This is a genomic window from Mycolicibacterium bacteremicum, assembly GCF_002086115.1.
Classification (GTDB): Bacteria; Actinomycetota; Actinomycetes; order Mycobacteriales; family Mycobacteriaceae; genus Mycobacterium; species Mycobacterium bacteremicum.
Window position 1 is genome coordinate 41,838 of record NZ_MVHJ01000001.1, and the last position, 22,654, is coordinate 64,491.

The following is a 22,654-nucleotide window of genomic DNA, read 5'->3' on the forward strand; positions in this document are numbered from 1 at the left end:
GAGTAGTCATGACGACATCGACACCGGTGCCCGCCGCGAGCATCGAACTGCACATCGGTGGCATGACGTGCGCGTCGTGCGCCAACCGCATCGAACGCCGGCTCAACAAGCTCGACGGCGTCATTGCCTCGGTCAACTACGCCACCGAGAAAGCGACCGTGGCCGTGCCGGACGGCTACGACCCGGCGGACCTGATCAGCGCAGTGGAGGCCACCGGCTACACCGCCAGCCTGCCGGCCACCTCCGCACCTGCACGCGAGGACACTTCGCCAACAGCCCAGGACGATCCCGAACTCGACGCGCTGCGTCGCCGTCTCCTCGGCTCGACGGTGCTGTCGATTCCGGTGATCGCGATGGCGATGATCCCGGCACTGCAATTCACCTACTGGCAGTGGGCGTCGCTGACACTGGCTGCCCCGGTGGTGATCTGGGCGGCCTGGCCGTTTCATCGCGCCGCGTGGGCCAACCTGCGCCACGGCAGCGCCACGATGGACACCCTCATCTCGATGGGCACCCTGGCGGCGTTCCTCTGGTCGCTCTACGCGCTGTTCCTCGGCACGGCCGGAACCGCCGGCATGACGCACCCGTTCGCGCTGACCCTGGCCCCATCCCACGGCGCCGCCAACATCTACCTCGAAGTCGCCGCCGGTGTGACCACCTTCATTCTGGCCGGCCGCTACTTCGAGAAACGATCCAAACGGCAGGCCGGCGCGGCGCTGCGCGCCTTGCTGGAGTTGGGCGCCAAGGAAGTCTCGGTGCTTCGCGACGGCGCCGAAACGAAGATCCCGGTCGACCGGCTCGCCGTCGGCGATGAATTCGTCGTGCGACCGGGTGAGAAGATCGCCACCGACGGAGTGGTGGTGGCGGGGATCTCGGCGGTGGATGCGTCCATGCTTACCGGCGAGTCGATTCCGGTGGATGTCGGCGTCGGTGACACCGTGGTGGGCGCGACGGTCAATGCCGGTGGACGCCTGGTGGTACGGGCCAGCCGGGTGGGTTCGGACACCCAACTCGCCCAGATGGCCCAACTGGTCGAAAACGCACAAACCGGTAAAGCGCAGGTGCAGCGCCTGGCCGACCGCATCTCCGGCGTCTTCGTGCCCATCGTGATCGCCGTCGCCGTGATCACCCTCGGGGCATGGCTGGGCGCCGGGTATCCCGCCGCGGCCGCGTTCACCGCCGCGGTCGCGGTGTTGGTGATCGCCTGCCCGTGCGCCCTCGGGCTGGCCACTCCCACTGCACTTCTCGTCGGAACCGGGCGCGGCGCACAGATGGGCATCCTCATCAAAGGCCCCGAAGTGCTGGAGTCCACCCGCACCGTGGACACAGTCGTCCTGGACAAGACCGGCACCGTCACCACCGGCAAGATGGCACTCGTCGACGTTCGCACCATTCCCGGAACGCAGCGACGCGATCTGCTGCGCCTAGCCGGCGCCCTGGAAGACGCCTCCGAACACCCCATCGCCCGAGCGATCGCCACCGCGGCCAGAGATGAAGTCGGCGTACTTCCCGCGGTCGAGGACTTCGCCAATGCCGAAGGCGAGGGCGTGCATGGCGTGGTCGACGGCCATGCCGTCGTCGTGGGGCGCGAGAGCTTGCTCACCGACTGGGCCCAACACCTCGACACTGACCTCGCCCAAGCCAAACAACACGCCGAGGCCGAAGGTAAGACCGTGGTGACTGTCGGGTGGGACGGCACGGCCCGGGGCATCCTGATCATCGCTGACACCGTCAAGCCCACCAGCGCGCAAGCGATCACTGAGCTCAAGGAGCTCGGACTGACCCCGATCCTGCTGACCGGAGACAACGACGCCGTCGCTCGGCGCATCGCCACCGACGTCGGTATCGACACCGTGATCGCCGAGGTCATGCCCGAAGGCAAGGTGCAGGCGATCACCATCTTGCAGTCCCAAGGCAAGACGGTCGCGATGATCGGTGACGGCGTCAACGATGCGGCCGCGCTGGCTCAAGCCGACCTCGGCCTGGCGATGGGCACCGGCACCGACGTCGCCATCGAAGCATCCGACATCACGTTGGTGCGCGGAGACCTGCGCAGCGCAGTCGACGCAATCCGACTGTCGCGCAGAACATTATCGACGATCAAGACAAACCTGTTCTGGGCGTTTGCCTACAACGTCGCGGCGATCCCGGTGGCCGCGCTGGGAATGCTCAACCCCATGCTCGCCGGCGCGGCGATGGCGTTCTCCAGTGTGTTCGTCGTCGGAAACAGCCTGCGCCTGCGTGGTTTCACCAGCACCTTCACCGACAGCAAGGGCGTCAAGGCATGAATAGCAACGAGCAGCGCACCAGCTGCTGCTGCACCGGTGACCGGCAGCGCACGAACCCCGCAGCCGACACCACCGGACCCAACCTGCTCGACATCGATTGGCGCACCCCTACCAGACCGCCCAGCCACACCCCCGAAGTGAGAAACCCATGACCACCACCGAGAACACCGACTGCTGCACCACACCTGATGCCGAACACCACGGCTACATCACCGACAAAGACAGATACCTCGCACGGCTCAAACGCATCGAGGGCCAAGCCCGCGGAATCAGTCGCATGATCGAGCAGGACCGCTACTGCATCGACATCCTCACCCAGGTCGACGCTCTCACCAAGGCTCTGCAAGGAGTGGCCTTAGGGCTGCTCGATGATCACCTTCGCCACTGCGTCCGAAACGCTGCCGCCGCCGGCGGGCCCGCGGCCGAGGCCACACTCACCGAAGCATCCGAGGCGATCGCCCGGCTGGTGCGCTCCTAGCCACCGACCAGTGGCCCGCACTCAGGCGATGGAGGAGAAGAACGACCATGACCCACCACGATCACACCGAATCGACTTCACCGGACCAGCACCACACCGGCCATGACGGGCACAACAACCACGAGCACCACACGACCACCGGCGCGCACGACCAACACGGGGGCCATACCGGCCATGGTGGTCACGGCGGCGGCCACGGCGACCACGTCGCCCAGTTCCGCACACTGTTCTGGATCAACCTGATCATCGCTGTTCCCGTGATCGCCTTTTCGTCGATGTTCGCCATGCTCGTCGGCTACGACATCCCACAGTTCACCGGCGCGCCATGGATCGCACCCGTGCTCGGCACTGTCATGTACGTCATTGGCGGTCGGCCCTTTCTCACCGGTGCGGTCTCTGAAATCCGTTCGCGTACACCAGGAATGATGCTGCTGATCGGACTGGCCATCACGGTCGCTTTCCTGGCCTCCTGGGGAGCGAGCCTGGGAATGCTGCACCACGAGCTCGAATTCTGGTGGGAGCTCGCGCTGCTCATCGTGATCATGCTGTTGGGCCATTGGGTCGAGATGCGCTCGCTGGCCCAGACGACATCCGCACTGGACTCGCTGGCCGCGTTGCTGCCCGACGAAGCCGAGAAGGTCGAAGGCGAGCACACTGTGACGGTGCCACCGGCGGATCTGCGCGTCGGGGACATCGTCGTCATCCGCCCGGGCGCCAGCATTCCGGCCGACGGCATCATCACCGACGGCCGCGCCGACATCGACGAGTCGATGGTGACCGGTGAATCCCGACCGGTCACACGCAACGTCGGGGACGCCGTCACCGCCGGCACGGTCGCCACCGACTCCGGCCTACGCGTCAAGATCACCGCCACCGGTGAGGACACCGCGCTGGCCGGCATCCAACGCCTGGTCACCGAAGCGCAGAACTCCTCCTCACGAGCTCAGCGCCTGGCCGACCGCGCCGCCGGATGGTTGTTCTGGTTCGCGGTCGCCACCGCGGCCATTACCGCGTTGATCTGGGCCCTCGTCGGGCAACCCGACGCCGCGGTGATCCGAGCCATTACCGTCCTGGTCATCGCCTGCCCGCACGCCCTGGGCCTTGCCATCCCGCTGGTCGTGTCGATCGCCACCGAGCGGGCCGCCCGGGGTGGGGTCTTGATCAAAGACCGGCTCGCGCTGGAAGGTATGCGCACCGTCGACGCAGTCCTCTTCGACAAGACCGGCACGCTGACCAAAGGTGAACCTACTGTCACCGCCGTGCACGCCACCGGCGACCACGATGAAGCAGAAGTCCTCGCGTTGGCTGCGGCGGCCGAAACCGACAGTGAGCATCCGCTAGCCAAAGCGATCGTGAAGGCCGCCGCCGATCGAGGTGTGAGCCTCCCTTCCGCCACGGGTTTCGCGTCTTCGCCGGCGGTGGGCGTGACCGCGACCGTCGACGGCCACCAGATACGCGTCGGCGGGCCCCGGCTGCTCGAAGAGCTCGGCGAATCAGAGGTGGCCGTCGCCGAGCAGTGGCGTGCCCATGGTGCGATCATCCTGCACGTCGTGCGAGACGTTACCGTCATCGGCGGCTTGAGTTTGGCCGATGAGGTCCGTCCCGAATCCCGCGACGCTGTGGACGCACTGCACAAACTCGGTATCGAAGTCGTCATGATCACCGGAGACGCCGAAGCCGTCGCCGAAACCGTCGGACAGCAACTCGGTATCGACCGAATCTTCGCCGGCGTCCGCCCGGAAGACAAGGCATCCAAAGTGGCTGCCCTGCAACATGAAGGGAAGAAGGTCGCCATGGTCGGTGACGGCGTGAACGACGCTCCCGCCCTGGCACAAGCCGATGTCGGCATCGCCATCGGCGCCGGAACCGACGTCGCTATTGCCTCCGCGGGCGTCATCCTGGCCAGCTCGGATCCCCGCTCGGTGCTCTCGGTCATCGAGCTTTCCCGCGCCACCTACCGCAAGATGAAACAAAACCTGTGGTGGGGTGCGGGCTACAACCTCGTGTCAGTGCCGCTGGCTGCCGGAATCTTGGCGCCAATCGGATTCGTGCTGCCGATGTCGATAGGCGCAATCCTCATGTCACTGTCGACGATCGTCGTCGCCCTCAACGCGCAACTACTGCGGCGCTTGGATCTTCGGCCTGAAGCGAGCACTCGTGCCGTATTGCAGCATTGAAGGCTCGGTGCCCTACACGCCGTCGACAGACCCCGACACGTCCTGACGGCAGGGGCAGGCGGCAACGTCTAGTGTTCGTGGCTGCTGTGATCATGCAACGGTTGGGCCGGCGCGGCCGGGGCATGCTCAATGGCCGGTGCCTGCGGTGGCTCGGGTGCGCCTGCGCCGCCATCGAGTGGGGCGGCGCGCTCAGGTGCGGCCGGCCCGACGTTCAACGGAACGACCGGCGCGGGCTCGTGGTCGTGGTCGTTGTCGCCGCGATGATCGTCGGCGTGCTCGGCGTTGGTTGCGTGGTGGCCTGTATCAGCCGCTTCCGCCGGGCCGTGGTGGTGGCCGTGGCGCTGGCTGGACACCACGCCCACCGTGGAGGCCAGGGTGACCACGCCGACCGCACCGAGCAGCACTGCGGCGCTTGCCAACCCGGAAACCGGTTGACCCTGCAGCCCGCGATACCAGATCCATCCAGCACCCATCACGACATAAATCTCAAGCAACAACGCCGCTAAGTCAGCACCCTGTACCGCTTCCGCCTGGCCCGCATGCGGGCCGAATGGGGCACCCGCAGTCCGCGATAAAGCCCACAAAGTGATGGCACCGACATTGAGCACGATCCCCGCCGCCAGAATCGGAAGAGTCGTTCTGACGAGTACTACCCGCGCCCAGATCAATTGCAGCAAACCGAGTATTGCGAAGAACACTCCGGACAACGCCCATTGCTGCCAGTGCGCAGGAACGACCGCGAAGTGGACAACGGCCGCTCCCAGCGAAGCCAGCGCGGCGCACCGAGCAGCCAGCCTGCTGTCTGTTCTCGGTGCCGCCTTGATAGACATCATCCGATAATGACAGCCGGTTCTCTTCCACACAGCGGGCAAAGACCACTTCTCCACTCGAACGAGACGCGTTCGTCATAAGGCTGCGGTACGGCGACAAAATTGCTCTGCGCACACAGAATCACCGTGAAGCGACTCGGACAGGAGCTGCGGCTCATTGTCGCTGCACCCGGCTCAGCGGGCGGGCGTTATCCAGCCGGCAATACCGGCCGCGCCGCGGCTGGATTGACATCGATGGCTGTTCCTGTCGACCTAGCAGCGGCCTCACCAGTCGATAACTGGTGCCCTTTCGACGCGCGAGTTAGTCGAGCTGTTATGACGGACGGGTAGCGAGTGCGCCCGCGATGCCATTCAGGGCGTCCGAGTTGACGCGGTAGTAGGCCCATTTGCCGCGTTGGTCGCGGCTGACAAGGCCGCTGTCGCCGAGCAGCTTCATGTGGTGCGACACGGTGGGTTGGCTCAAGCCAAGTGGTTCGGTGAGATCGCAGATGCAGGCTTCGCCGCCCTCGGAGGCCGCGATGAGCGACACCAGCTTGACCCGCGCCGGGTCGGCGAGTGCTTTGAATACCGAGGCGAGACGTTCGGCGGCCGGGGTGTCCAGCACGCCGCCGGTCAGCGGTGAGCAGCAGGCGGCCACATCAGCAGAGGTCAGCGCAGCGGAAGCGGTAGCCATGTCCCCATCATGGCACACGCATTGACAAACGTCGATGCGTCACGCACCATCGGACTCATCGAAGAACGTCGATGAGAGGAGTCGAGGATGTCGGAGCTGCCCGTCGTGGTGATCGGTGCCGGACCGTTGGGGTTGGCGGCGGCCGCGCACCTGTCCGAGCGTGGCCTCGCCCCGTTGGTGTTGGAGGCCGGCAGCGGCCCCGCCTCAGCGGTCGAGCAGTGGGCACACGTGCGTACCTTCTCCCCGTGGCCTGAGCTGGTGGACCCCGCCGCTGCGCGGCTGCTGGAGCCGACGGGCTGGACTGCCCGTGAGTCGGGGTTCCCGACGGGCCGTGAGTGGATCGACGGCTATATGGCGCCCTTGGCCGATGCCTTGGGCACGCGGGTGCAGTACGGCGCGCGAGTGCAGGCGGTGTCGCGGCTGGGCCGGGATCGGCTTGTCACGCCTGGTCGTGCCGAGACGCCATTTGTCGTGCACGTGAGCAACGCTGACGGCACGCAGTGCCGGGTGCAGGCACAGGCCGTCATTGATGCCTCAGGCACCTGGGGTCAGCCCAATCCTGCCGGCGCTGACGGTGTTCCGGCGATCGGCGAACGCGCGGCAGCTGCTGCTGGGGTGCTGAGCTACGTCCCGCCGACGTTGGCGCAGGCCTCGGGGCTGGCGGGCAAGCATGTGGTGGTGGTCGGCAGCGGGCATTCGGCGATGACCGCGGTGATCCAGCTCGGCGAGGTGGTCCGCAGGGATCCCTCGACGACGGTGACGTGGGTGCTGCGCCGCGGGGTCAGCAGCGACACCTTCGGCGGTGGCGCGGCCGACGAACTCCCACAACGCGGCGCGCTGGGTGTGCGCTCCCAGGAAGCGGTCGAGGCCGGCCGGGTGTCACTGGCCACCGGATTCCGCACCGAACGCATCGACCTGGTGGACGGCTGCGCCGTGCTGACCGCCGAGGACGGACGCGCCTTGGCGCCGGCTGATCACGTGGTGGTCCTGACCGGGTTCCGGCCAGACCTGTCGTTCCTGTCGGAGATGCGCATTGAGCTGGACCCGATCCTGCAGGCCCCGGTGAACTTGGCCGGCTCGATCGATCCGAACATGCACTCCTGTGGCAGCGTGGCACCCCACGGTGCGGCCGAATTGGCCCACCCGGAGCCGAATCTGTACATCGTGGGCATGAAGTCCTACGGCCGGGCGCCGACGTTCCTGGCGATGACCGGCTACGAGCAGGTCCGCAGCATCGCCGCCGAACTGGCCGGTGACCATGAGGCCGCCCGCCGGGTCGAGCTGACCCTGCCCGACACCGGGGTGTGCAATGGGGCCGGACTGTTCGACAGCCCTGAGGGTGAGAATGCCGGCGGCGGATGCTGCGGACCCGCGCCCTCGACGCCGCAACCATTGTCGTTGTCGCTCAACCCCGTTGGCGGATGACACCGACCAAGTCCTCTGCGCTGGGTGCTGTTGACGTTGTGCATCACCGAGATCACCAGCTGGGGCGTGCTGTACTACGCCTTCACGGTGCTGTCGGAGCAGATCAGCACGGGTACCGGCTGGTCGGCACCGGCGGTGACCGCGGCGTTCTCTGCCGGGCTGGTGACCTCAGCGGTGGTGGGCATCCCGGTCGGGCGTTGGCTGGACCGGGTGGGTCCACGCTGGATCATGACCGCCGGCTCGATCCTTGGTGTCTTCTCGGTGGTGGCGGTTGTTGCGGCACCGAATTATGGCTGTTTCGTCGCGGCGTGGGTGCTGGCCGGGGTGGCGATGAGCGCGGTGTTCTACGCACCCGCGTTCGCGGCGTTGACCCGGTTCTTCGGGGCTGAGGCGGTACGCGCGTTGACGGTGCTGACCTTGGTGGCAGGGTTCGCCAGCACCGTGTTTGCGCCGTTGACCGCAGCATTGTCAGCCCAGATGAGTTGGCGCCACACCTATTTGGTGCTGGCCGGGGTGATGGCGGTGATCACCATTCCCGCGCACTTCTTCGGATTGCGGCGGCCGTGGCCGCCGGTGACTACCGCGCATCAGCACGCTGAGGCGCCTGGGCGCACCACCCGCAGCTGGCCGTTCCTGGCGCTGGTGGCGGCGTTCGCGCTGGCCGGGCTGGCGTCGTATGCGGTGATCGCCAACTTGGTGCCTTTGATGAGCCAGCGCGGCATCAGCACCGGCGCCGCCGCGGTCGCGCTCGGCCTGGGCGGTGCCGGACAGGTGCTGGGCCGCCTGGGATACCGCACCCTGGTGCGTCGCGTCGGCGTCGTGCCTCGCACGGTGATCATCATGGCCGGTGTCGCGGTCACCACGGCACTGCTCGGAGTGTTCAGCTCCTATGCGGCGTTGGTCGCGGTTGCGATCGGTGCGGGAGTGATGCGTGGCATCATGACGCTGCTGCAGGCCACCGCGGTCACCGAACGCTGGGGTTGCACTCACTACGGCCACCTCAGCGCCTATCTGAATGCCCCGATCATGATCGCCACCGCGATCGGCCCGTTCGTCGGCGCAGCATTGGCCAGCCTGCTCGGCGGGTATGCCGCGATGTTCGTCGCCCTCGGAGCAATCGCAGCGGCGGGGGCGCTCCTGGCAGTCGCCAGCCGACCACGCGAGACGACCCCCGCGCCCGTCGTCCGGGTCTAGCTGTAATGACACCCTGCTGCGCCAGGGTTCGCGCGGTCGCGGTTGCAGTGTCGTCGGTCAATTATGCGGTGTGAGTGAGTGTTTCGTGAAGTTGCTTCACGCGCGCGGCGATGTCATCGCGGACCAGGCGCATCCGCTCCAGGCCGTCGACACCGCGGTCGGACGGTTCATCGGTGTCCCAGTTCTGGACCGGTGTTCCGGGGATCTCGTCGAGGCGGGCTTCGCGATCGAGCGTCACGACCAGGTCCACGGTGCGAGCCAGCTCGTAGTCCACGACTTTTGGTTGTTCACCGGTGATGTCGACCCCGACCTCGAGGAGTGCTTGCGCGGACAGGTCGTTGACGGCGCTGCCCGGTTTGGTGCCTGCGGAATGCACCTCGACGGTGTCACCGGCGATTTGGCGCATGAGGCCCGCCGCCATCTGAGACTTGCCGCCGTTCTTGACGCAGACGAACAGCACTGAGGGGGTTGACGCCGTGGTCATTGGGATGGGCTCCTAGTTCTGGCGGGCGGTGACGTTGAGCTCGGCCAGCAGTCGGCGCACGCGCTCTTCGAGGTCGTCGCGGATCGGTCGGACCGCATCGACGGCCTGGCCAGCGGGGTCGGGCAGGTCCCAGTTCTCGTAGCGCTTGCCGGGGAAGATGGGGCAGGCATCACCACAACCCATGGTGATCACCACGTCGGCGGCCTGGACGATTTCGTCGGTCCAGGGTTTCGGGAATTCGCCGGTGATGTCGATGCCGACCTCGGCCATCGCTTCGATAGCGGCGGGGTTGATGGCATCGCCGGGCTCGGAGCCACCCGACCAGGCCACCGCGTCGTCACCGGCGAGGCGGGTGAAGAAGCCCAGCGCCATCTGAGAGCGGCCGGCGTTGTGGGTGCACAGGAACAGCACGGTGGGTTTGCCGTCGCTGATCTTGCCTTCGACCCGGGCCAGGGCGTGCAGGCGTTGGCGGGCGAACCGTTCGGCGAGCAGGGGAAGGAAGTTGGGGACGGTGGCGCGGCCGGCGAACTGGTCGTAGGAGGTGTGCAGGAACCGTTCAATGGTCTCGACACCGAAACTGTCGCCGAAATCGCGTTCCAACCGAGTGGCCGCGGTCTTCAGGGCGTGCTGCTGATCGATGGACAGATCGCGGTGCGGGCGCAGGGCGGCGGGGCTGTCAAACATGGTGCTACGACTCCTTTGTCGTGGACGGGTGGCCTGCGCTAGGAGCAGTGTTCTGGTCGCGGAAGCGGCGGCGCAGCGCTAGCGAGACGTAGACCAGCGCCACGAGGACGGGAACTTCGATGAGCGGACCGACGACTCCTGCCAGGGCTTGCCCGGAGGTGGCGCCATAGGTCGCGATCGCCACCGCGATGGCCAGCTCGAAGTTGTTGCCCGCCGCCGTGAAGGCGAGGGTGGTGGTGCGTTGATAACCCAGACCGATCGCCGCACCCATCAGGTAGCCCCCGCCCCACATGATGGCGAAATAGGCCAACAGCGGCAGCGCGATGCGCACCACGTCCAGTGGCCGGCTGGTGATCTGTTCGCCCTGCAGGGCGAACAGGATAACGATGGTGAACAGCAGACCGTAGAGCGCCCACGGCCCGATGCGGGGCAGGAATTTCGACTCGTACCAGTCGCGACCCTTGGCCTTCTCGCCGAGTCGCCGCGACAGGTAGCCCGCCAGCAGTGGGATGCCCAGGAAAATGAGCACGGATTTGGCGATCTGCCACGGGGAGGTGTCGATGGTGGTCTGCTCCAGACCGAGCCAACCCGGTAAGACGGACAGGTAGAACCAGCCCAGGACGGCGAACATGATGACCTGGAAGATCGAGTTCAGCGCGACCAGAACGGCGGCGGCTTCGCGGTCCCCGCAGGCCAGGTCGTTCCAGATGATGACCATGGCGATGCAGCGGGCCAGGCCGACGATGATCAGCCCGGTGCGGTATTCGGGCAGGTCGGGCAGCATCAGCCAGGCCAGGGCGAACATCAGCATTGGCCCGAACACCCAGTTCAGGAACAGCGAGCTCAGCAGAAGTTTGCGGTCACCGGTCACGGTGTCGAGGCGGTCATAGCGCACCTTGGCCAGGACCGGGTACATCATGATCAGCAAGCCGAGCGCGATCGGCAGTGAAATGCCGTCGATCTGAACGCTTTCCAGCGCGTGGTTGATGCCTGGCACCCATCGGCCGACCAGCAGGCCGGCGGCCATTGCGAGTCCGATCCACACCGGCAGGAACCGATCCAGAGTGGACAGCTTGCCCACCACCGGCGCTGCGGTACTTGCCATTGTGTCGGTCATGCCGTTGCCCCGGCCAGCGCCGCGGTGTTCAGGTCCAGTAGCGCCGCAATGTCGCGCAGCGCCTCGGGGACCACCGCGTAGTACACCCAGGACGCGCGGCGCTCAGAAGTCAATAGACCGGCCGCGCGCAACACCTTGAGGTGATGCGACACCGTGGGCTGGGAAACGTCGATTCCATCCGAGACGTCGCATACGCAGGCCTCGCCGCCCGCGTGGCTGGCGATGGCACTGAACAGTCGCAGTCGCACCGGGTCGGCCAGGGCCTTCAGCTTCTTCGCCATTTCGGTGGCCGCGTGCTCGCTCAGGGGCTCGTTCAGTAGGGGCGCAGTGATGCAGCACGCGTCGCTCGTATCCGATGAATTCGACATACGTCGATATTGACACTCATCGAATCAGTGCGCAAGCGAACACTGTGTTGATCTGCCGACACTCACCGTCTGTGACCACCACAAATTGTGGCGGCTTCGCGCTCAACGTTCACGGCGGGAATGCCTTCGCACTAGATGCGCCAGACGCCCGAAGAGTGATACCCAGCGCGAAGAAGAAGTGCTGCGGCTTCCCCCAACGCTCCGTTGACAAGGAGGAGCATCGCTTCACGGAACTCCACTCCGTGCCATCGGGTTCCGCTGGGTGTGGAAGGAAGCCCTGCGCTCACTGAGAGATGGTGGGCCAACTCATGTAAGACTGTGCTTTCACGGCCAAAAAGTCTGTCTTCCATCGGGATTGCTATTGTCGCGGTGGAAGGCTCATAGTGCGCCTTGCCTTGCCCGCGGCGCTCTCTGACACGGACGGGGCCGGCCTTCGGGTACACCTCTCGGATGGACTCCAGGGATAGCACCGCGTCGACGTACCTCTGCACGGACGATATGTCGGCGAATCGTTTCTGCAGGGGAACGTTGATGTGCGAACCGTGGAAGTTGACTACCCCGCCCCTGTCAAGCACTGCGGACCACTGATGTTCGGCCCCGTAGATCGCAAATGCGCTCACTTGCGACACCTATCGCCGATAGGAGAGACATTGGAGCCAGGCGTCGGATCGGAGTCTTCGAGTGCGACGTCGGCGATGATGGCGTCTAGTCGTGCGCTGGCGGTGTCATAAAGCATCTGTAGGGCGGCAACCGTTCGTGCTAAGTCACGGGCTGCGCCCTCCCAATGAGTGGCACGCGTCTGTAGGTCGCGGTTCTTCTTCTTGAGTTCGTCGACTCGCTCTTCGAGCGCTACCTCCGTCGGTGTGCGACGGTCTCGAGCTTCCTGCTCGCGCTCTGCGGCGCAGTCGAGGAAGAGATCCTTTAGGTCGATATGCCTGTGTGTGAGAGCAGATCGGGTTACGTCGGCTTCTCGGCGTAGCGTCTCAATTACGAGGCGATCTTCGAGCGTCACGACGCGGGGCTTCGCGGTGATGAGGAGTCGGCGCATAGCGGCGACAATCTTTTTCCGCTCCGCGTCGTTCTCGCGGGCAACTTGGGGGATTGTGTCGCGGTGAAGTGTCATCTTGGCGGGCTCCGTCGCTTCTTCTTGCGGGATGTCACGGGGAGCCCCGAATCGACGATCTGTTCTTCATAGGCGTTGATCAGGTGGTCAGCCCGAATCACCTCCTCGGTAGTAGCACCTTGCTTTGACGCTTCAAGTTCATGCTGGCGCTGTTGCAGCCCTCGGACCGAGTCCACTGTGAGTGCCTTGTTTGCACACGCGATCCTGCAGCCGGCAATGTCGGGTTCCTCGCCATCCTTGGTGCAGGCCGACCAGGGTAAGTGAAAGATGCAGAATGCATGTGCGCCGCCGGCCAACGGTATTTCGTAGACCGATTGTCCGACCGACTTCGTAATACGCTTCCACTCGTTGCTGAGTACCGGTGTCATCTGGTTGGCGGGATCGACCAACTCCAGCTCGGACGCAGCGAGGTCCGCTACGCCCAGGGCGCGATCTGCGGCGGGGCCCCCGATGACTCCATCGCGCGACTCGACTACCAAGTGCGCAAGCGCCTCTGCGGTGCGATCTGATGTCCGGCGTCCGAGCTTTGATTGTGTGGCGAGTCCGCCGTAACCCTCTGTGACCCGGGTGTCGTAAGGGTCGCGAAGTCGGTGTCCTGCTTGATGTGCTCCGGCGAGGACGCCGCCAATCTCTTGTTGGGTGAGGACCTCGGAGGTGCGGCGAAGCACTCCGAGGGCCATGAAGTCTTCGGCGTCCTCAGGGAAGATGTACTCCTCGGGAAGGGCCAATTCCGTTGCGAGGCTGCGCATTCTCTTCACGAACTGCCTCAGGTTCTCAGTCGCCCTTGTTGTCGTCGGTGGTTGAGCCGCAGCCTCGGCGGCAGTCCCGACAGTTATGAAGAGTCGTCCATGCGTTCCATTGAGCCGCTGGAGGACGCTGACGGCAGTCGCACCCAGCTCCGTGATCGCCCATGTGCGTATCACTCCGTCCGATCGTTGAATACCGTCTACCCCTTCCTGTCCCTTGAATGTCCTGCCATGCAACAGATGTCGTACCTGACCGTCGGGGGCTTCGATACGTTCAGTGACTGGCTGGCGTGTCCCGTCGTCTTGGATTGTTTCCAACCGGAGGTTGAGCAGTTCATCCGATCTCATTGATGAGTTGAGGCCAACCAGAAACATGCAGGCGCTTTGCAGATCGATCTGGTACGTGGTCAGGCGGTAATAGTCCAAGCCGTCGGGCTGCCAGCACATGCCGTGAACTCTTCCGTTGACAGGAGTGGGAACAGGACAGGAAGGGGAGTTCCTGACTCCCATTTCCGGAAACTGGTTCAGCAGCCTGTTGAGGCCACTGCGCCGAAAGCGGATAGCCCAATTCAGGATGAAGCACATGTAGCCCACCGCGATGCCGCCAGTACCGGTGTCGGTGCAAGGCAGAGAGTCCCCATGGCGCCGCCTCCACGTGACAACGAACTCCTCAGCCTGCTTGGAATTCATGGGGGCGTCCTGGACAGTGGCAGGTGCATAGGCGTTAACCGCATCACGTGCCGCGAAGATGTCGTCAGCGAACTGCTCGATGAACGCCACACTCCACAGAAGCATCGGTGTGAGTACAGCATCGGGCATAGGTGGCGTTGCGTTGTCAGGGCGGCGGTTGTAATTGACGAATATCTTGTCATCGACCCATGACGGTGCCGTAAGTCTCTCGCTTGCGGAGAGGCTCGCTGTGAGGTCATGAAGAAGTCGAATGCTTCCGTAGTGCAAGATCGCGGATTGTGGATCCATCTTTGATTCGAGGGTGCCGACGTACGCATCCATGGTTTCGCTAACAATCCCGCTCAGCGAGCGGGCCTCTGGAGTCTCGTCTGCCACATATTTGAGGAACGCTCGTATAGCGTGCAAGTGGCTCGTGATGTTGTCTGGTGCGATCCACTTTTTGGTGTTTGTGCTGCCTCGTCGAACTACGTGGCTCGGCTTTCCTTCATTGATGAGGATCCACACGGCCTTCTTGACCGGATGTCTGAACTGGAAGGGAACAGACTCGAAGTTGCATGTGAAGGATCTTCGCTTGCGCGGTGGTGCCATTGCAGTCAGCGGCCACACGTTCTCGCCGAAGGAGGGGATTGGTGCTTCCTCGCGGAGGATGCGCTTCGAATTCGCGATAACAGGTGCGTCTTCGCTCCAAAATTCGGGCGACTCGCCGGCGAAAGGGTGCGTTGTCATGACTCGCCCCGATTCACAATGACTGAATCCCAGACTTGCGACCGCAACTCGGGACTGACTTTCGCGCGCGCCGCAGAGACGGTCTCTGTTTCTACGCCGCCCAGGATCGCGGTGAGTTGTTGCCATGGAGTGAGGTACTCCCTGCGCCAACGCTCTCGGTCGTCATCGTCTCGGCGCTTACCGTCCAGTAGATCGAGCAACGCGACGAGTGGGGGGAGATTGCTCGTGACGATGTAGGCGTTTTTGCAGCCCAAGCAAGAGAGCCACGATTTCGAGCAGTAAGTACCCGTCTCGGGGTTGTGAAGGATGTCCTGACATCGCGTGCCCTTGGCGGTCGGTGTGGTGTCGAGCCCCTCTGCCGTGGCTTCTTCATCGGTCAGGAGTCGTATCGCGAGGCCTCGCACCGAGTCGATGGCCTTCTGTTGCGCTGCACGGTGAATGTCCTCGAGCTCCTGAATTCTCTTAGGGTCTTTGAGAATGTAGGCGTCAATCCATGTGAGGTGACGATTGTCCACTGGTTGCTGCGCCACTCGCGTCAGGTATGTCCTGTGCAGTCGTCGGAGGTCAAGATGTAGCCCGGCCGGCATCCAATCGATCGACTTGGGAACGTGGGAGACGCTGTTCACCAGCGCTCCGCTTCTCCTCGTGAATAGGATGAGGCTTTCGCTGGATGAATGCTTCGAGGATTGGTGTGCGCTTGGCTGACTGTCCAGCAGAGCTTCCGGATTGTTGCGGGCAGAACGCCGCGCCGGGGCGGTGCAGTCCACGACGAGTTGTAATAATCTTCCGAGGTGGGAGGTGACGGCTACATTCTCGGCCATCAACGACTGGCCGCTGCCCCGGCGGCGCTTGTCCCTTTCGGAGGTGACGAGCGTGATGCTCTCGGCGCCGGCCGACGCAGCGGCGCTGGGCTTCTTTCGACGTGATGTTGTCGATGAGTTCTCTCCCGTCACAGCAACGATTGCGCTGTAGGCCGCGAGACCTTCGTTCGTCGTGAGGAAGAGCAGCGACCGTGCCTCCTCCATTCGAACGTTGAAATACTGATCGAGGAGACCGAGCGCACGACCGTCGCCCTTGTGCAGACGTTTGTGGGGCGCGTGAAGTAGGGCCTGCAGCGCGTCCCAACGGGGATGCTGCTCTAGTGGAACTGATTCCTTGCGTCTCTGTGCCAGTGTCCAATTGGGTTCGATCCGGTGCCATGCAATGCGTAAGGCCCGAGTTGCGTTGGAACGAATCTGCTGAAGTTCATCCACGCTGTAGTGATCGGGGAGTGCTACCTTTGGGGTCTCCAGATACCGTTGGGAGAGCGCCTGCCCGACTTCGTAGGTGAGGCCGGGGTGCTGCAGGAGCAAGACTCGCACCGCAATCAGTCTGGAATTACGGCCTTTCGAAGTGATGTCCGGATACTTGTTGCGAACCCATGAGACGAAGTCGTACCAATTATCGGCAGTAAGAGCGTTAAGGCTGCCAACGCGGTGTTCGGAAGCCCACCCGAGGAACACGCGACTACGCGAGGAACCGGATCGTGCACTTTCAATGGAACGCCATGAGCCGGCGGGTCCGTTGGCGCTAGCGATGCAAGCAACCCACTGCTTACGGATCTCCTCGGAGCCAGCCTCGGCTGCGAAGTCCAGAGTCATGTGTTCCGTGCCGTTCTCGTCCCAGATTGTGACACTCAGGCCATCTGCGCTCACTCGGCGCTTCCGCTCCCCATCGGGCAACGATGCGAAACGCCCCCTAGTCATTGAGGCCTCGGTGTTCCAACCCCGGGAGAATGCTCTCGTGGCGGGAGTGCAGCGACTCGTAGACCGACTTGAAGGTTGCTTCGCGGAAGATGTTGATGCCGCGCAGATCCTTTACTGCGAGCAGGTACGCATCCATCGTCGTTTGTAGGTCACGATGGCCGAGTTGCCATTGGACTGCCGTGTACGCGTCTTCGTATCTGCTCGGGCTATAGGCAGCCGGCGGCGATCCAGTCTCCTCGTCGATGACCTTGTGCCATGCGATGAGCCAGTTCAATGCGAACGAGTATCGCAATGTCTTCGCCGTTGGGTACGGGACACTTCGTGCGAAACCTGCTGTCTTACAGGCACGGTGCCACCTCTGGGTTGCGCGTTGAATGACCTTCGTCATGTTGTGTTGATCGGCGGGCAGTCCGCTCTCGGTGAGCCAAAGCATGGCTGGTTCCCACCCGTCCTTGGTCTCTGCTAGTAGCCATCGCCGAGCAGGCTCGAACAGTTGGTCGTGGTTTACCCAGTTTCTGCGGCCGTCGATCTGGATCTCCAGTTGCCCGCGCTTGACTCGGTGGTTGGTGATCCTGTGCCACCTGACGTCGCTGTAGCTTCCGTGTCTTCTGCCCAGCGATACGGCTCTACGTCGGTCCTGCTGAACATATCGTTGCAGTAGTCCGTGGACCAGCCAAGGCATGACAATCGTGCGTGAGCGTCCCGACTTCGTAATGGAACTGGGCAGGCGAATCTCGGCGAATGCACTGGCGCTCTTCTCGGGTAGCTCCAAGGCAAGCAGGAGGCTCGTCTCGCCTTCGCGTGTGCCGCAAAAGTAAAGCGTCTCAACGAATGTCGCGTTGCGCTGCGTGTTGCGGCCCCGGAAGGACGAGTCTTCCCCCGCGCCTATGAGCTTGTTGTCACCACTGGTTGCCACCGCATAGCCCCTGAAGGCCACGTTGGACCAGAGGCGAAAGGTTTCGGGCTCTATCCAGTCGACGCGGCGGATGCGCGCGTTCTTACTCCTCCATCCGCCCACCTTGGCTCGCGTCGTACTCGAATCCTTGAACTTCAGACTCGGCCCGAATTCTTCAAGAGGGTTTTCCGCGGTGTATTTCTTCCTCACCGCCCACTGAAAGAAGAGCGAGAGCGCCGCAACTTCCTTGTTCCATGTCGCCCCACTGATGGATCTCTCATTGCGGACGGGATCGGTGCGCCATTCCTTCCACTCGCCGAGATCGTTCGCGTCCATCTCGTGTAGTGCTTTCGGGAGGGGACGGCTCGCAAGCCATCGAATGATCGGTGGGTACACGGCCGCGTAGGTGGTGCGTGTGCCTTGCTTTAGACGTGGCCAGCGGGAGGTCCGCAGGAACTCGGTGAAGACGCGTTCTGTCCGGTAACTCTCAGGTTCCGCTGCCAAGTGGGCGAGGTCGATGATCACCGGGGTGCCTGGCTTTATGCCTGCTCGCGCTTCCAGATCTTCGAGCGAGTCGAACCAGGCCAGTTCGGGGATGAAGTCCGCTGGAGCAGACGAGTCACCACCGGAAACCACGGTCAGCCACCTGTCGCTCACAACGCCCCCGTTCGTTGGAGATAAACTGTTTGAACATAACACCGCGTATGTCCACAGAATCAATGCTGCACGAACTGGCCCATCACCTTGCCGACGCCGGGGAGCCGCACGGACGGACCTATGTCGCGACCATGGCCGAGCTGGCAGGCTGTGTGATGGGACCGGAGGTCCAGCACGTGCTGCGGGTGATCTACGCGAAAGAGGGGGTGGCCGGATGACCGATCCGGCGGCGGTCGACGCGTTGTTCGACGATCTGCTGGGAACCGAGGACGAGGCGCTGCGGGCGGCGCGCGCCTCGACCGGCCCGGCGGGCATGCCGGCAATCGAGGTCTCGCCTCAGCACGGCCGGCTGCTGACGCTCTACGCCCGCCTCGCCGGTGCCCGGCGGGTACTCGAAATCGGTACGCTGGCAGGGTATTCCACCATCTGCCTGGCTCGCGGTGTCGGTCCCGAGGGCAGCGTGGTGACGTGTGAGTACGAACCTCGGCACGCCGAGGTGGCCAGGCAGAACCTCGAACGGGCCGGCGTGGCCGACCGCGTCCAGGTGATCGTCGGGCCGGCGCTGGACACACTGGGAACCCTGCAGGGCCCGTTCGATCTGTTCTTCATCGACGCCGACAAGGAGAACAACCCCGCCTACGTCGAGGCCGCGGTCGCCCTCGCCGAACCCGGCGCCCTGATCATCGTCGACAACATCGCCCGCGGCGGCCGGGTGCTCGATCCCGCGCCCGACGACCGGCAGGCGATCGCGGTGCGCGACACGATCGCGCTGCTGGGGACGCATCCGCGGCTGGACGCGGCGGCCATCCAGACCGTCGGCGCCAAGGGCTGGGACGGGTTCGCGGTCGCCCTGGTCAGCTGATCCTGGGTAGAACCGCCCCACGGCGGGTATGGACTCCGGTCATGTGGACCGCGAAACGAGACGTCGCTGCGCCCGCGGACACCGTGTGGCGGATCCTCACCGATCTGGACGCGTGGCCGCAGTGGGGCCCGACGGTATCGCGCGGCGAACTCGACGGCACCGCGTTCCTGCTCGGCGCGACGGGCCGGGTGTGGACGCCGGTCGGGGTCCCGCTGCCGTTCGTCGTCAGCGAGTTCGACCCCGAGCACAGCTGGGGCTGGGACGTCGCCGGCGTACCCGCCACCCGGCACGGCGTCGAGCCCCGCGGGGACGGCTGTCAGGTGTGGATGACCGCGCCGTGGTGGGCGCCCGCCTACCTGCCGGTGCTGGAGATCGCGGTGCGCCGGATCGAACGGATGGCGCTCGGCTAGATCCCGCGAGCGTGCGCGAAGTCGCGCACGCGGCCGGCGAGTTGCCCGCAGACACGCACGCTCGGCGGGGACGGTCAGGTGCAGACCGCGCCGACGGCCGCCGACTGCACCAGCTTGGTGTACTTGGCCAGCACGCCGGTGGTGTAGCGCGGGGGCAGCGGCTCGAAACCGACCTGGCGCGAAGCCAACTCGGCCTCGTCGACCAGCAAATCCAAGGTCCCGTTGGCGACATCGAGGCGGATCCGGTCACCGTCGCGGACGAACGCGATGGGCCCACCGTCGACGGCCTCGGGCGCGATGTGCCCGACGCACAGCCCGGTGGTGCCGCCGGAGAACCGGCCGTCGGTCATCAACAGCACATCCTTGCCCAGCCCGGCACCCTTGATCGCACCGGTGATGGCCAGCATCTCGCGCATCCCCGGTCCGCCCTTGGGGCCCTCGTAGCGGATGACGACGACATCGCCGTGGGTGATGGTGCCGTCCTCCAGCGCATCCAGGGCGGCCCGCTCGCGCTCGAAAACCCGTGCGGTGCCCTCGAAGATGTCCGAATCGAAGCCCGCGGACTTGACCACCGCGCCCTCGGGCGCCAGCGAGCCGTGCAGGATCGTGATACCGCCGGTCGGGTGGATCGGGTTGTTCATCGCCCGCAGCACCTTGCCGTCGGGATCGGGCGGCTCGATGTGGGCCAGGTTCTCGGCCATCGTCGACCCCGTGACGGTCAGGCAATCCCCGTGTAGCAGGCCGGCATCCAGCAGCGCCTTCATCACCACCGGCACACCGCCGATCTCGTCGACATGCTTCATCACGTGTCGGCCGAACGGCTTCACATCGGCCAGGTGCGGCACCTTGTTGCCGACCCGGGTGAAGTCGGCCAGCGTCAGCTCCACCTCGGCCTCGCGGGCGATGGCCAGCAGATGCAGCACCGCATTGGTGGATCCGCCGAATGCCATCACCACGGCGATGGCATTCTCGAACGCCTCCTTGGTCAGGATGTCGCGGGCGGTGATCCCACGGCGCAACAACTCCACGACGGCCTCACCGGAGCGGGCCGCGTACTCGTCGCGGCGGGTGTCGATCGCGACCGGGGAAGCGCTGCCGGGCAGCGACAGTCCCAGCGCCTCGGCGGCCGAAGCCATCGTGTTGGCGGTGTACATCCCGCCGCAGGCGCCCTCGCCGGGACAGATGGCGCGCTCGATGATGTCGACGTCCTCACGCGACATCAGCCCGCGGGCGCACGCGCCGACCGCCTCGAAGGCGTCGATGATGGTGACTTCCTTCTCGGTGCCGTCGGTGAGCCGGGCCGTGCCGGGCATGATCGACCCGTTGTAGAGGAAGACGCTGGCCAGATCGAGGCGGGCCGCCGCCATCAGCATGCCGGGGATCGACTTGTCGCAGCCGGCCAGCAGAACCGAACCGTCCATGCGCTCGGCCTGCATGACGGTCTCGACGCTGTCGGCGATCACCTCGCGCGAGACCAGCGAGAAGTGCATTCCCTCGTGGCCCATCGAGATGCCGTCGGAGACGGAGATGGTGCCGAATTCCAGCGGGTACCCGCCGCCGGCGTGCACCCCGCTCTTGACCGCCTGCGCCAGCCGCTGCAGCGACATGTTGCACGGGGTGATCTCGTTCCACGACGAGCCGACCCCGATCTGGGGCTTGGCCCAGTCGTCATCACCCATGCCGACCGCGCGCAGCATGCCGCGCGCCGCGGTCTTCTCCAGTCCGTCGGTGACGTCGCGGCTACGGGGCTTGATATCGACCCCGGGATGAGAATCAGAGGCTGAGGGCATGAACGTAAGTATGCATTCGGGTCACGGCCATCCCAAACAGGCGTCAATACCCCTGTGGGGTACCGGTAGCCTGGCTGCATGAGACGGGTGCTGGTGCTGGTGGCGGCGATGCTGGCCGTGCTGCTGCCGGCCTGCAGCAGATCGCCCTCCCCACCGGAGTCGACGGCGACGTCCAGCACGCCGGCCGCGCCGGTCACGCCCGGGGTGAACGCCACCGATCGCGCCTTCGCCTCCGCCCTGCTGGCCCAGCGCCCGAGCGTCGAGCAGATGATCGCGCTGGCCCGCGGCAACTCCGGCAATCCGCGGCTCATCGCGCTGGCCGATGCGCTCGAGCGCAGCGAGCAACAGCAGAGTGACACCGTGAACGCGCTGCTGGTGCAGTGGACCGACGGCCAGGAGGGTGGGCAGGGCCCACCGCCGCCCGGGCCCACCCTGTTCGACAAGGGCGCCGTGGAACGGCTCGGGTCGCTGTCCGGCCCGGAGTTCGACACACTGTGGCTCCAAGCCATGCTCAATCACCACCAAGCCGTCATGATCATGGCCTCCTCCGAGATCAGGGAGGGCGAGGACGTCAACGCCAAGACGCTGGCGCAGGCGATCATCAGTACCCGCCAGGAGGAAACCGGGCACATGCAGCAACTGTTGGGAGGCGGATAGCGGATGACCGAGGCAGAACACGGCTATTCGCCGCAGAAGGAGAACTACGCCAAGCGGTTACGGCGCATCGAGGGACAGGTGCGCGGCATCGCCAAGATGATCGATGACGACAAGTACTGCATCGACATCCTCACCCAGATCAGCGCCGTGAACAGCGCCCTGCAGTCGGTGGCGCTCGGACTGCTCGACGAGCACCTGGGACACTGCGTCACCCAGGCGGTCGCCGAGGGCGGTGAGCAGGCCGACGCCAAGCTGGCCGAGGCGTCGGCGGCCATCGCCCGGCTGGTGCGGTCCTAACCGTCGGCGTCCCGATCGGCCCGGCCGAGCGCGGACTCCAGGCGGGCGATCTTGCCGTCGAGTTCGCCCTCGTGCCCGGGCCGGATATCGGCCTTGAGCACCAGCGAGATCCGGGATCCGAACGGCTCCACCGCCGCGGTGGCGCGCTTGACCACGTCGAAGACCTCGTCCCAGTCGCCCTCGATCTCGGTGAACATGCTGGAGGTCCGGTTGGGCAGCCCGGAGGCCCGCACCACCGCGACCGCGGCCGCGACGGCCTCGCTGACCGAGCCGTCGGCGCGGCCGGTACCTGACGGGCTGATGCTGAAGGCGACGATCATCGCGCGTCCTCTCGGTTC

Annotated in this window: 22 protein-coding genes and 2 pseudogenes; 11 read left to right on the forward strand and 13 right to left on the reverse strand. The window is 65.0% G+C overall.

The genetic code is table 11. The annotated features are described in order from the left end of the window. The first annotated feature begins 8 nt into the window (after positions 1-8). The 3 genes from BST17_RS00205 (at position 9) to BST17_RS00215 (ending at position 4,943) form a co-directional block, all read left to right on the forward strand. The gene (locus tag BST17_RS00205; RefSeq protein ID WP_083054392.1) at positions 9-2,288 is read left to right on the forward strand and encodes a heavy metal translocating P-type ATPase; all 2,280 of its coding nucleotides are present in this window, start codon (positions 9-11) and stop codon (positions 2,286-2,288) included. Positions 2,289-2,436: 148 nt separating this feature from the next. After that, entirely contained in the window at positions 2,437-2,766 is a 330-nt protein-coding gene (locus BST17_RS00210; protein WP_083054394.1) for a metal-sensitive transcriptional regulator, read from the forward strand. Positions 2,767-2,813: 47 nt separating this feature from the next. Continuing rightward, a complete protein-coding gene (locus BST17_RS00215; RefSeq protein ID WP_083054396.1) occupies positions 2,814-4,943 on the forward strand; it encodes a heavy metal translocating P-type ATPase in 2,130 nt (709 codons plus the stop codon). 68 nt (positions 4,944-5,011) lie between these two features. Here BST17_RS00215 and BST17_RS00220 read toward each other — a convergent pair whose 3' ends face one another. Continuing rightward, on the reverse strand, positions 5,012-5,773 hold the full coding sequence (locus tag BST17_RS00220) for a hypothetical protein (RefSeq protein WP_083055200.1): 762 nt from the start codon (positions 5,771-5,773) through the stop codon (positions 5,012-5,014). Positions 5,774-5,899: 126 nt separating this feature from the next. Between BST17_RS00220 and BST17_RS00225 the strand changes: the two genes are divergently transcribed. Continuing rightward, positions 5,900-6,103 (forward strand): DUF3703 domain-containing protein, encoded by a 204-nt coding sequence (locus BST17_RS00225; RefSeq protein ID WP_407937714.1) that lies wholly within the window; start codon positions 5,900-5,902, stop codon positions 6,101-6,103. On the opposite strand, the gene BST17_RS00230 is transcribed toward BST17_RS00225, so the two are convergent. After that, entirely contained in the window at positions 6,087-6,446 is a 360-nt protein-coding gene (locus BST17_RS00230) for an ArsR/SmtB family transcription factor (protein WP_083054400.1), read from the reverse strand. The two genes, BST17_RS00225 and BST17_RS00230, sit on opposite strands and share 17 nt — an antisense overlap. Positions 6,447-6,533: 87 nt before the next feature. On the opposite strand from BST17_RS00230, the gene BST17_RS00235 reads away from it, so the two are divergent. After that, a complete protein-coding gene (locus tag BST17_RS00235) occupies positions 6,534-7,871 on the forward strand; it encodes an NAD(P)-binding domain-containing protein (protein WP_083054402.1) in 1,338 nt (445 codons plus the stop codon). Positions 7,872-7,886: 15 nt separating this feature from the next. Further along, positions 7,887-9,065 (forward strand): MFS transporter, encoded by a 1,179-nt coding sequence (locus BST17_RS00240; RefSeq protein ID WP_083054404.1) that lies wholly within the window; start codon positions 7,887-7,889, stop codon positions 9,063-9,065. 61 nt (positions 9,066-9,126) lie between these two features. Here the strand turns inward: BST17_RS00240 and BST17_RS00245 are convergent, their stop codons facing one another. The 9 genes and pseudogenes from BST17_RS00245 to BST17_RS00290 form a co-directional block, all read right to left on the reverse strand. Further along, positions 9,127-9,549: an arsenate-mycothiol transferase ArsC gene (locus tag BST17_RS00245; RefSeq protein WP_083054406.1), complete on the reverse strand. Its 423-nt coding sequence runs from the start codon at positions 9,547-9,549 to the stop codon at positions 9,127-9,129. A 12-nt stretch (positions 9,550-9,561) separates the two neighbouring features. Further along, positions 9,562-10,233, reverse strand: coding sequence for an arsenate reductase ArsC (locus tag BST17_RS00250; protein ID WP_083054408.1), 672 nt, complete (start codon positions 10,231-10,233; stop codon positions 9,562-9,564). Positions 10,234-10,255: 22 nt separating this feature from the next. After that, a pseudogene (arsB, locus tag BST17_RS00255) lies at positions 10,256-11,350 on the reverse strand (ACR3 family arsenite efflux transporter); the annotation flags it as partial. Then, positions 11,347-11,718, reverse strand: coding sequence for an ArsR/SmtB family transcription factor (locus tag BST17_RS00260; protein ID WP_083054412.1), 372 nt, complete (start codon positions 11,716-11,718; stop codon positions 11,347-11,349). The pseudogene arsB and the gene BST17_RS00260, both read right to left, overlap by 4 nt. Before the next feature lie 131 nt (positions 11,719-11,849). Next, complete coding sequence (locus tag BST17_RS00265) at positions 11,850-12,347, reverse strand: TIGR04338 family metallohydrolase (protein ID WP_331250680.1); 498 nt, start codon at positions 12,345-12,347, stop codon at positions 11,850-11,852. After that, entirely contained in the window at positions 12,335-12,841 is a 507-nt protein-coding gene (locus BST17_RS00270; protein ID WP_083054416.1) for a hypothetical protein, read from the reverse strand. Before BST17_RS00270 ends, BST17_RS00265 begins: the two co-directional genes overlap by 13 nt. Continuing rightward, complete coding sequence (locus BST17_RS29120; protein ID WP_165762175.1) at positions 12,838-15,003, reverse strand: hypothetical protein; 2,166 nt, start codon at positions 15,001-15,003, stop codon at positions 12,838-12,840. The genes BST17_RS00270 and BST17_RS29120 overlap by 4 nt, the downstream gene beginning before the upstream one ends. Beyond that, positions 15,000-16,697, reverse strand: a complete 1,698-nt coding sequence (locus BST17_RS28950) for a hypothetical protein (protein ID WP_133053489.1) — start codon at positions 16,695-16,697, stop codon at positions 15,000-15,002. Before BST17_RS28950 ends, BST17_RS29120 begins: the two co-directional genes overlap by 4 nt. Before the next feature lie 43 nt (positions 16,698-16,740). Next, the gene (locus BST17_RS00290; protein ID WP_083054426.1) at positions 16,741-18,300 is read right to left on the reverse strand and encodes a site-specific integrase; all 1,560 of its coding nucleotides are present in this window, start codon (positions 18,298-18,300) and stop codon (positions 16,741-16,743) included. A 62-nt stretch (positions 18,301-18,362) separates the two neighbouring features. Between BST17_RS00290 and BST17_RS28600 the strand changes: the two are divergent. The 3 genes and pseudogenes from BST17_RS28600 to BST17_RS00300 form a co-directional block, all read left to right on the forward strand. Beyond that, positions 18,363-18,518 (forward strand): annotated as a pseudogene (locus BST17_RS28600) (TIGR04338 family metallohydrolase); the annotation flags it as partial. Further along, positions 18,515-19,162, forward strand: coding sequence for an O-methyltransferase (locus BST17_RS00295; RefSeq protein ID WP_083054428.1), 648 nt, complete (start codon positions 18,515-18,517; stop codon positions 19,160-19,162). The pseudogene BST17_RS28600 and the gene BST17_RS00295, both read left to right, overlap by 4 nt. Before the next feature lie 41 nt (positions 19,163-19,203). After that, positions 19,204-19,572 (forward strand): SRPBCC family protein, encoded by a 369-nt coding sequence (locus BST17_RS00300; protein ID WP_083054431.1) that lies wholly within the window; start codon positions 19,204-19,206, stop codon positions 19,570-19,572. 74 nt (positions 19,573-19,646) lie between these two features. On the opposite strand, the gene ilvD is transcribed toward BST17_RS00300, so the two are convergent. Next, the gene (gene ilvD, locus BST17_RS00305) at positions 19,647-21,362 is read right to left on the reverse strand and encodes a dihydroxy-acid dehydratase (protein ID WP_083054434.1); all 1,716 of its coding nucleotides are present in this window, start codon (positions 21,360-21,362) and stop codon (positions 19,647-19,649) included. A gap of 78 nt (positions 21,363-21,440) precedes the next feature. Between ilvD and BST17_RS00310 the strand changes: the two genes are divergently transcribed. Beyond that, positions 21,441-22,019, forward strand: coding sequence for a DUF305 domain-containing protein (locus BST17_RS00310; RefSeq protein WP_083054437.1), 579 nt, complete (start codon positions 21,441-21,443; stop codon positions 22,017-22,019). A gap of 3 nt (positions 22,020-22,022) precedes the next feature. Next, positions 22,023-22,316, forward strand: coding sequence for a copper-sensing transcriptional repressor RicR (gene ricR, locus BST17_RS00315; protein WP_083054438.1), 294 nt, complete (start codon positions 22,023-22,025; stop codon positions 22,314-22,316). On the opposite strand, the gene BST17_RS00320 is transcribed toward ricR, so the two are convergent. Next, on the reverse strand, positions 22,313-22,636 hold the full coding sequence (locus tag BST17_RS00320) for a thiamine-binding protein (protein ID WP_083054439.1): 324 nt from the start codon (positions 22,634-22,636) through the stop codon (positions 22,313-22,315). The two genes, ricR and BST17_RS00320, sit on opposite strands and share 4 nt — an antisense overlap. Positions 22,637-22,654: the final 18 nt, after the last annotated feature.

Coding starts and splice junctions, on each gene's coding strand:
- BST17_RS00235 (WP_083054402.1), top strand. CDS start 6,534: ATGTCGGAGCTGCCCGTCGTGGTGATCGGTGCCGGACCGTTGGGGTTG.
- BST17_RS00270 (WP_083054416.1), bottom strand. CDS start 12,841: ATGACACTTCACCGCGACACAATCCCCCAAGTTGCCCGCGAGAACGAC.
- BST17_RS00310 (WP_083054437.1), top strand. CDS start 21,441: ATGAGACGGGTGCTGGTGCTGGTGGCGGCGATGCTGGCCGTGCTGCTG.
- BST17_RS00230 (WP_083054400.1), bottom strand. CDS start 6,446: ATGGCTACCGCTTCCGCTGCGCTGACCTCTGCTGATGTGGCCGCCTGC.
- BST17_RS00215 (WP_083054396.1), top strand. CDS start 2,814: ATGACCCACCACGATCACACCGAATCGACTTCACCGGACCAGCACCAC.
- BST17_RS00205 (WP_083054392.1), top strand. CDS start 9: ATGACGACATCGACACCGGTGCCCGCCGCGAGCATCGAACTGCACATC.
- ilvD (WP_083054434.1), bottom strand. CDS start 21,362: ATGCCCTCAGCCTCTGATTCTCATCCCGGGGTCGATATCAAGCCCCGT.
- BST17_RS00300 (WP_083054431.1), top strand. CDS start 19,204: ATGTGGACCGCGAAACGAGACGTCGCTGCGCCCGCGGACACCGTGTGG.
- BST17_RS29120 (WP_165762175.1), bottom strand. CDS start 15,003: ATGACAACGCACCCTTTCGCCGGCGAGTCGCCCGAATTTTGGAGCGAA.
- BST17_RS00295 (WP_083054428.1), top strand. CDS start 18,515: ATGACCGATCCGGCGGCGGTCGACGCGTTGTTCGACGATCTGCTGGGA.
- BST17_RS00210 (WP_083054394.1), top strand. CDS start 2,437: ATGACCACCACCGAGAACACCGACTGCTGCACCACACCTGATGCCGAA.
- ricR (WP_083054438.1), top strand. CDS start 22,023: ATGACCGAGGCAGAACACGGCTATTCGCCGCAGAAGGAGAACTACGCC.
- BST17_RS00220 (WP_083055200.1), bottom strand. CDS start 5,773: ATGTCTATCAAGGCGGCACCGAGAACAGACAGCAGGCTGGCTGCTCGG.
- BST17_RS00260 (WP_083054412.1), bottom strand. CDS start 11,718: ATGTCGAATTCATCGGATACGAGCGACGCGTGCTGCATCACTGCGCCC.
- BST17_RS00250 (WP_083054408.1), bottom strand. CDS start 10,233: ATGTTTGACAGCCCCGCCGCCCTGCGCCCGCACCGCGATCTGTCCATC.
- BST17_RS00245 (WP_083054406.1), bottom strand. CDS start 9,549: ATGACCACGGCGTCAACCCCCTCAGTGCTGTTCGTCTGCGTCAAGAAC.
- BST17_RS00320 (WP_083054439.1), bottom strand. CDS start 22,636: ATGATCGTCGCCTTCAGCATCAGCCCGTCAGGTACCGGCCGCGCCGAC.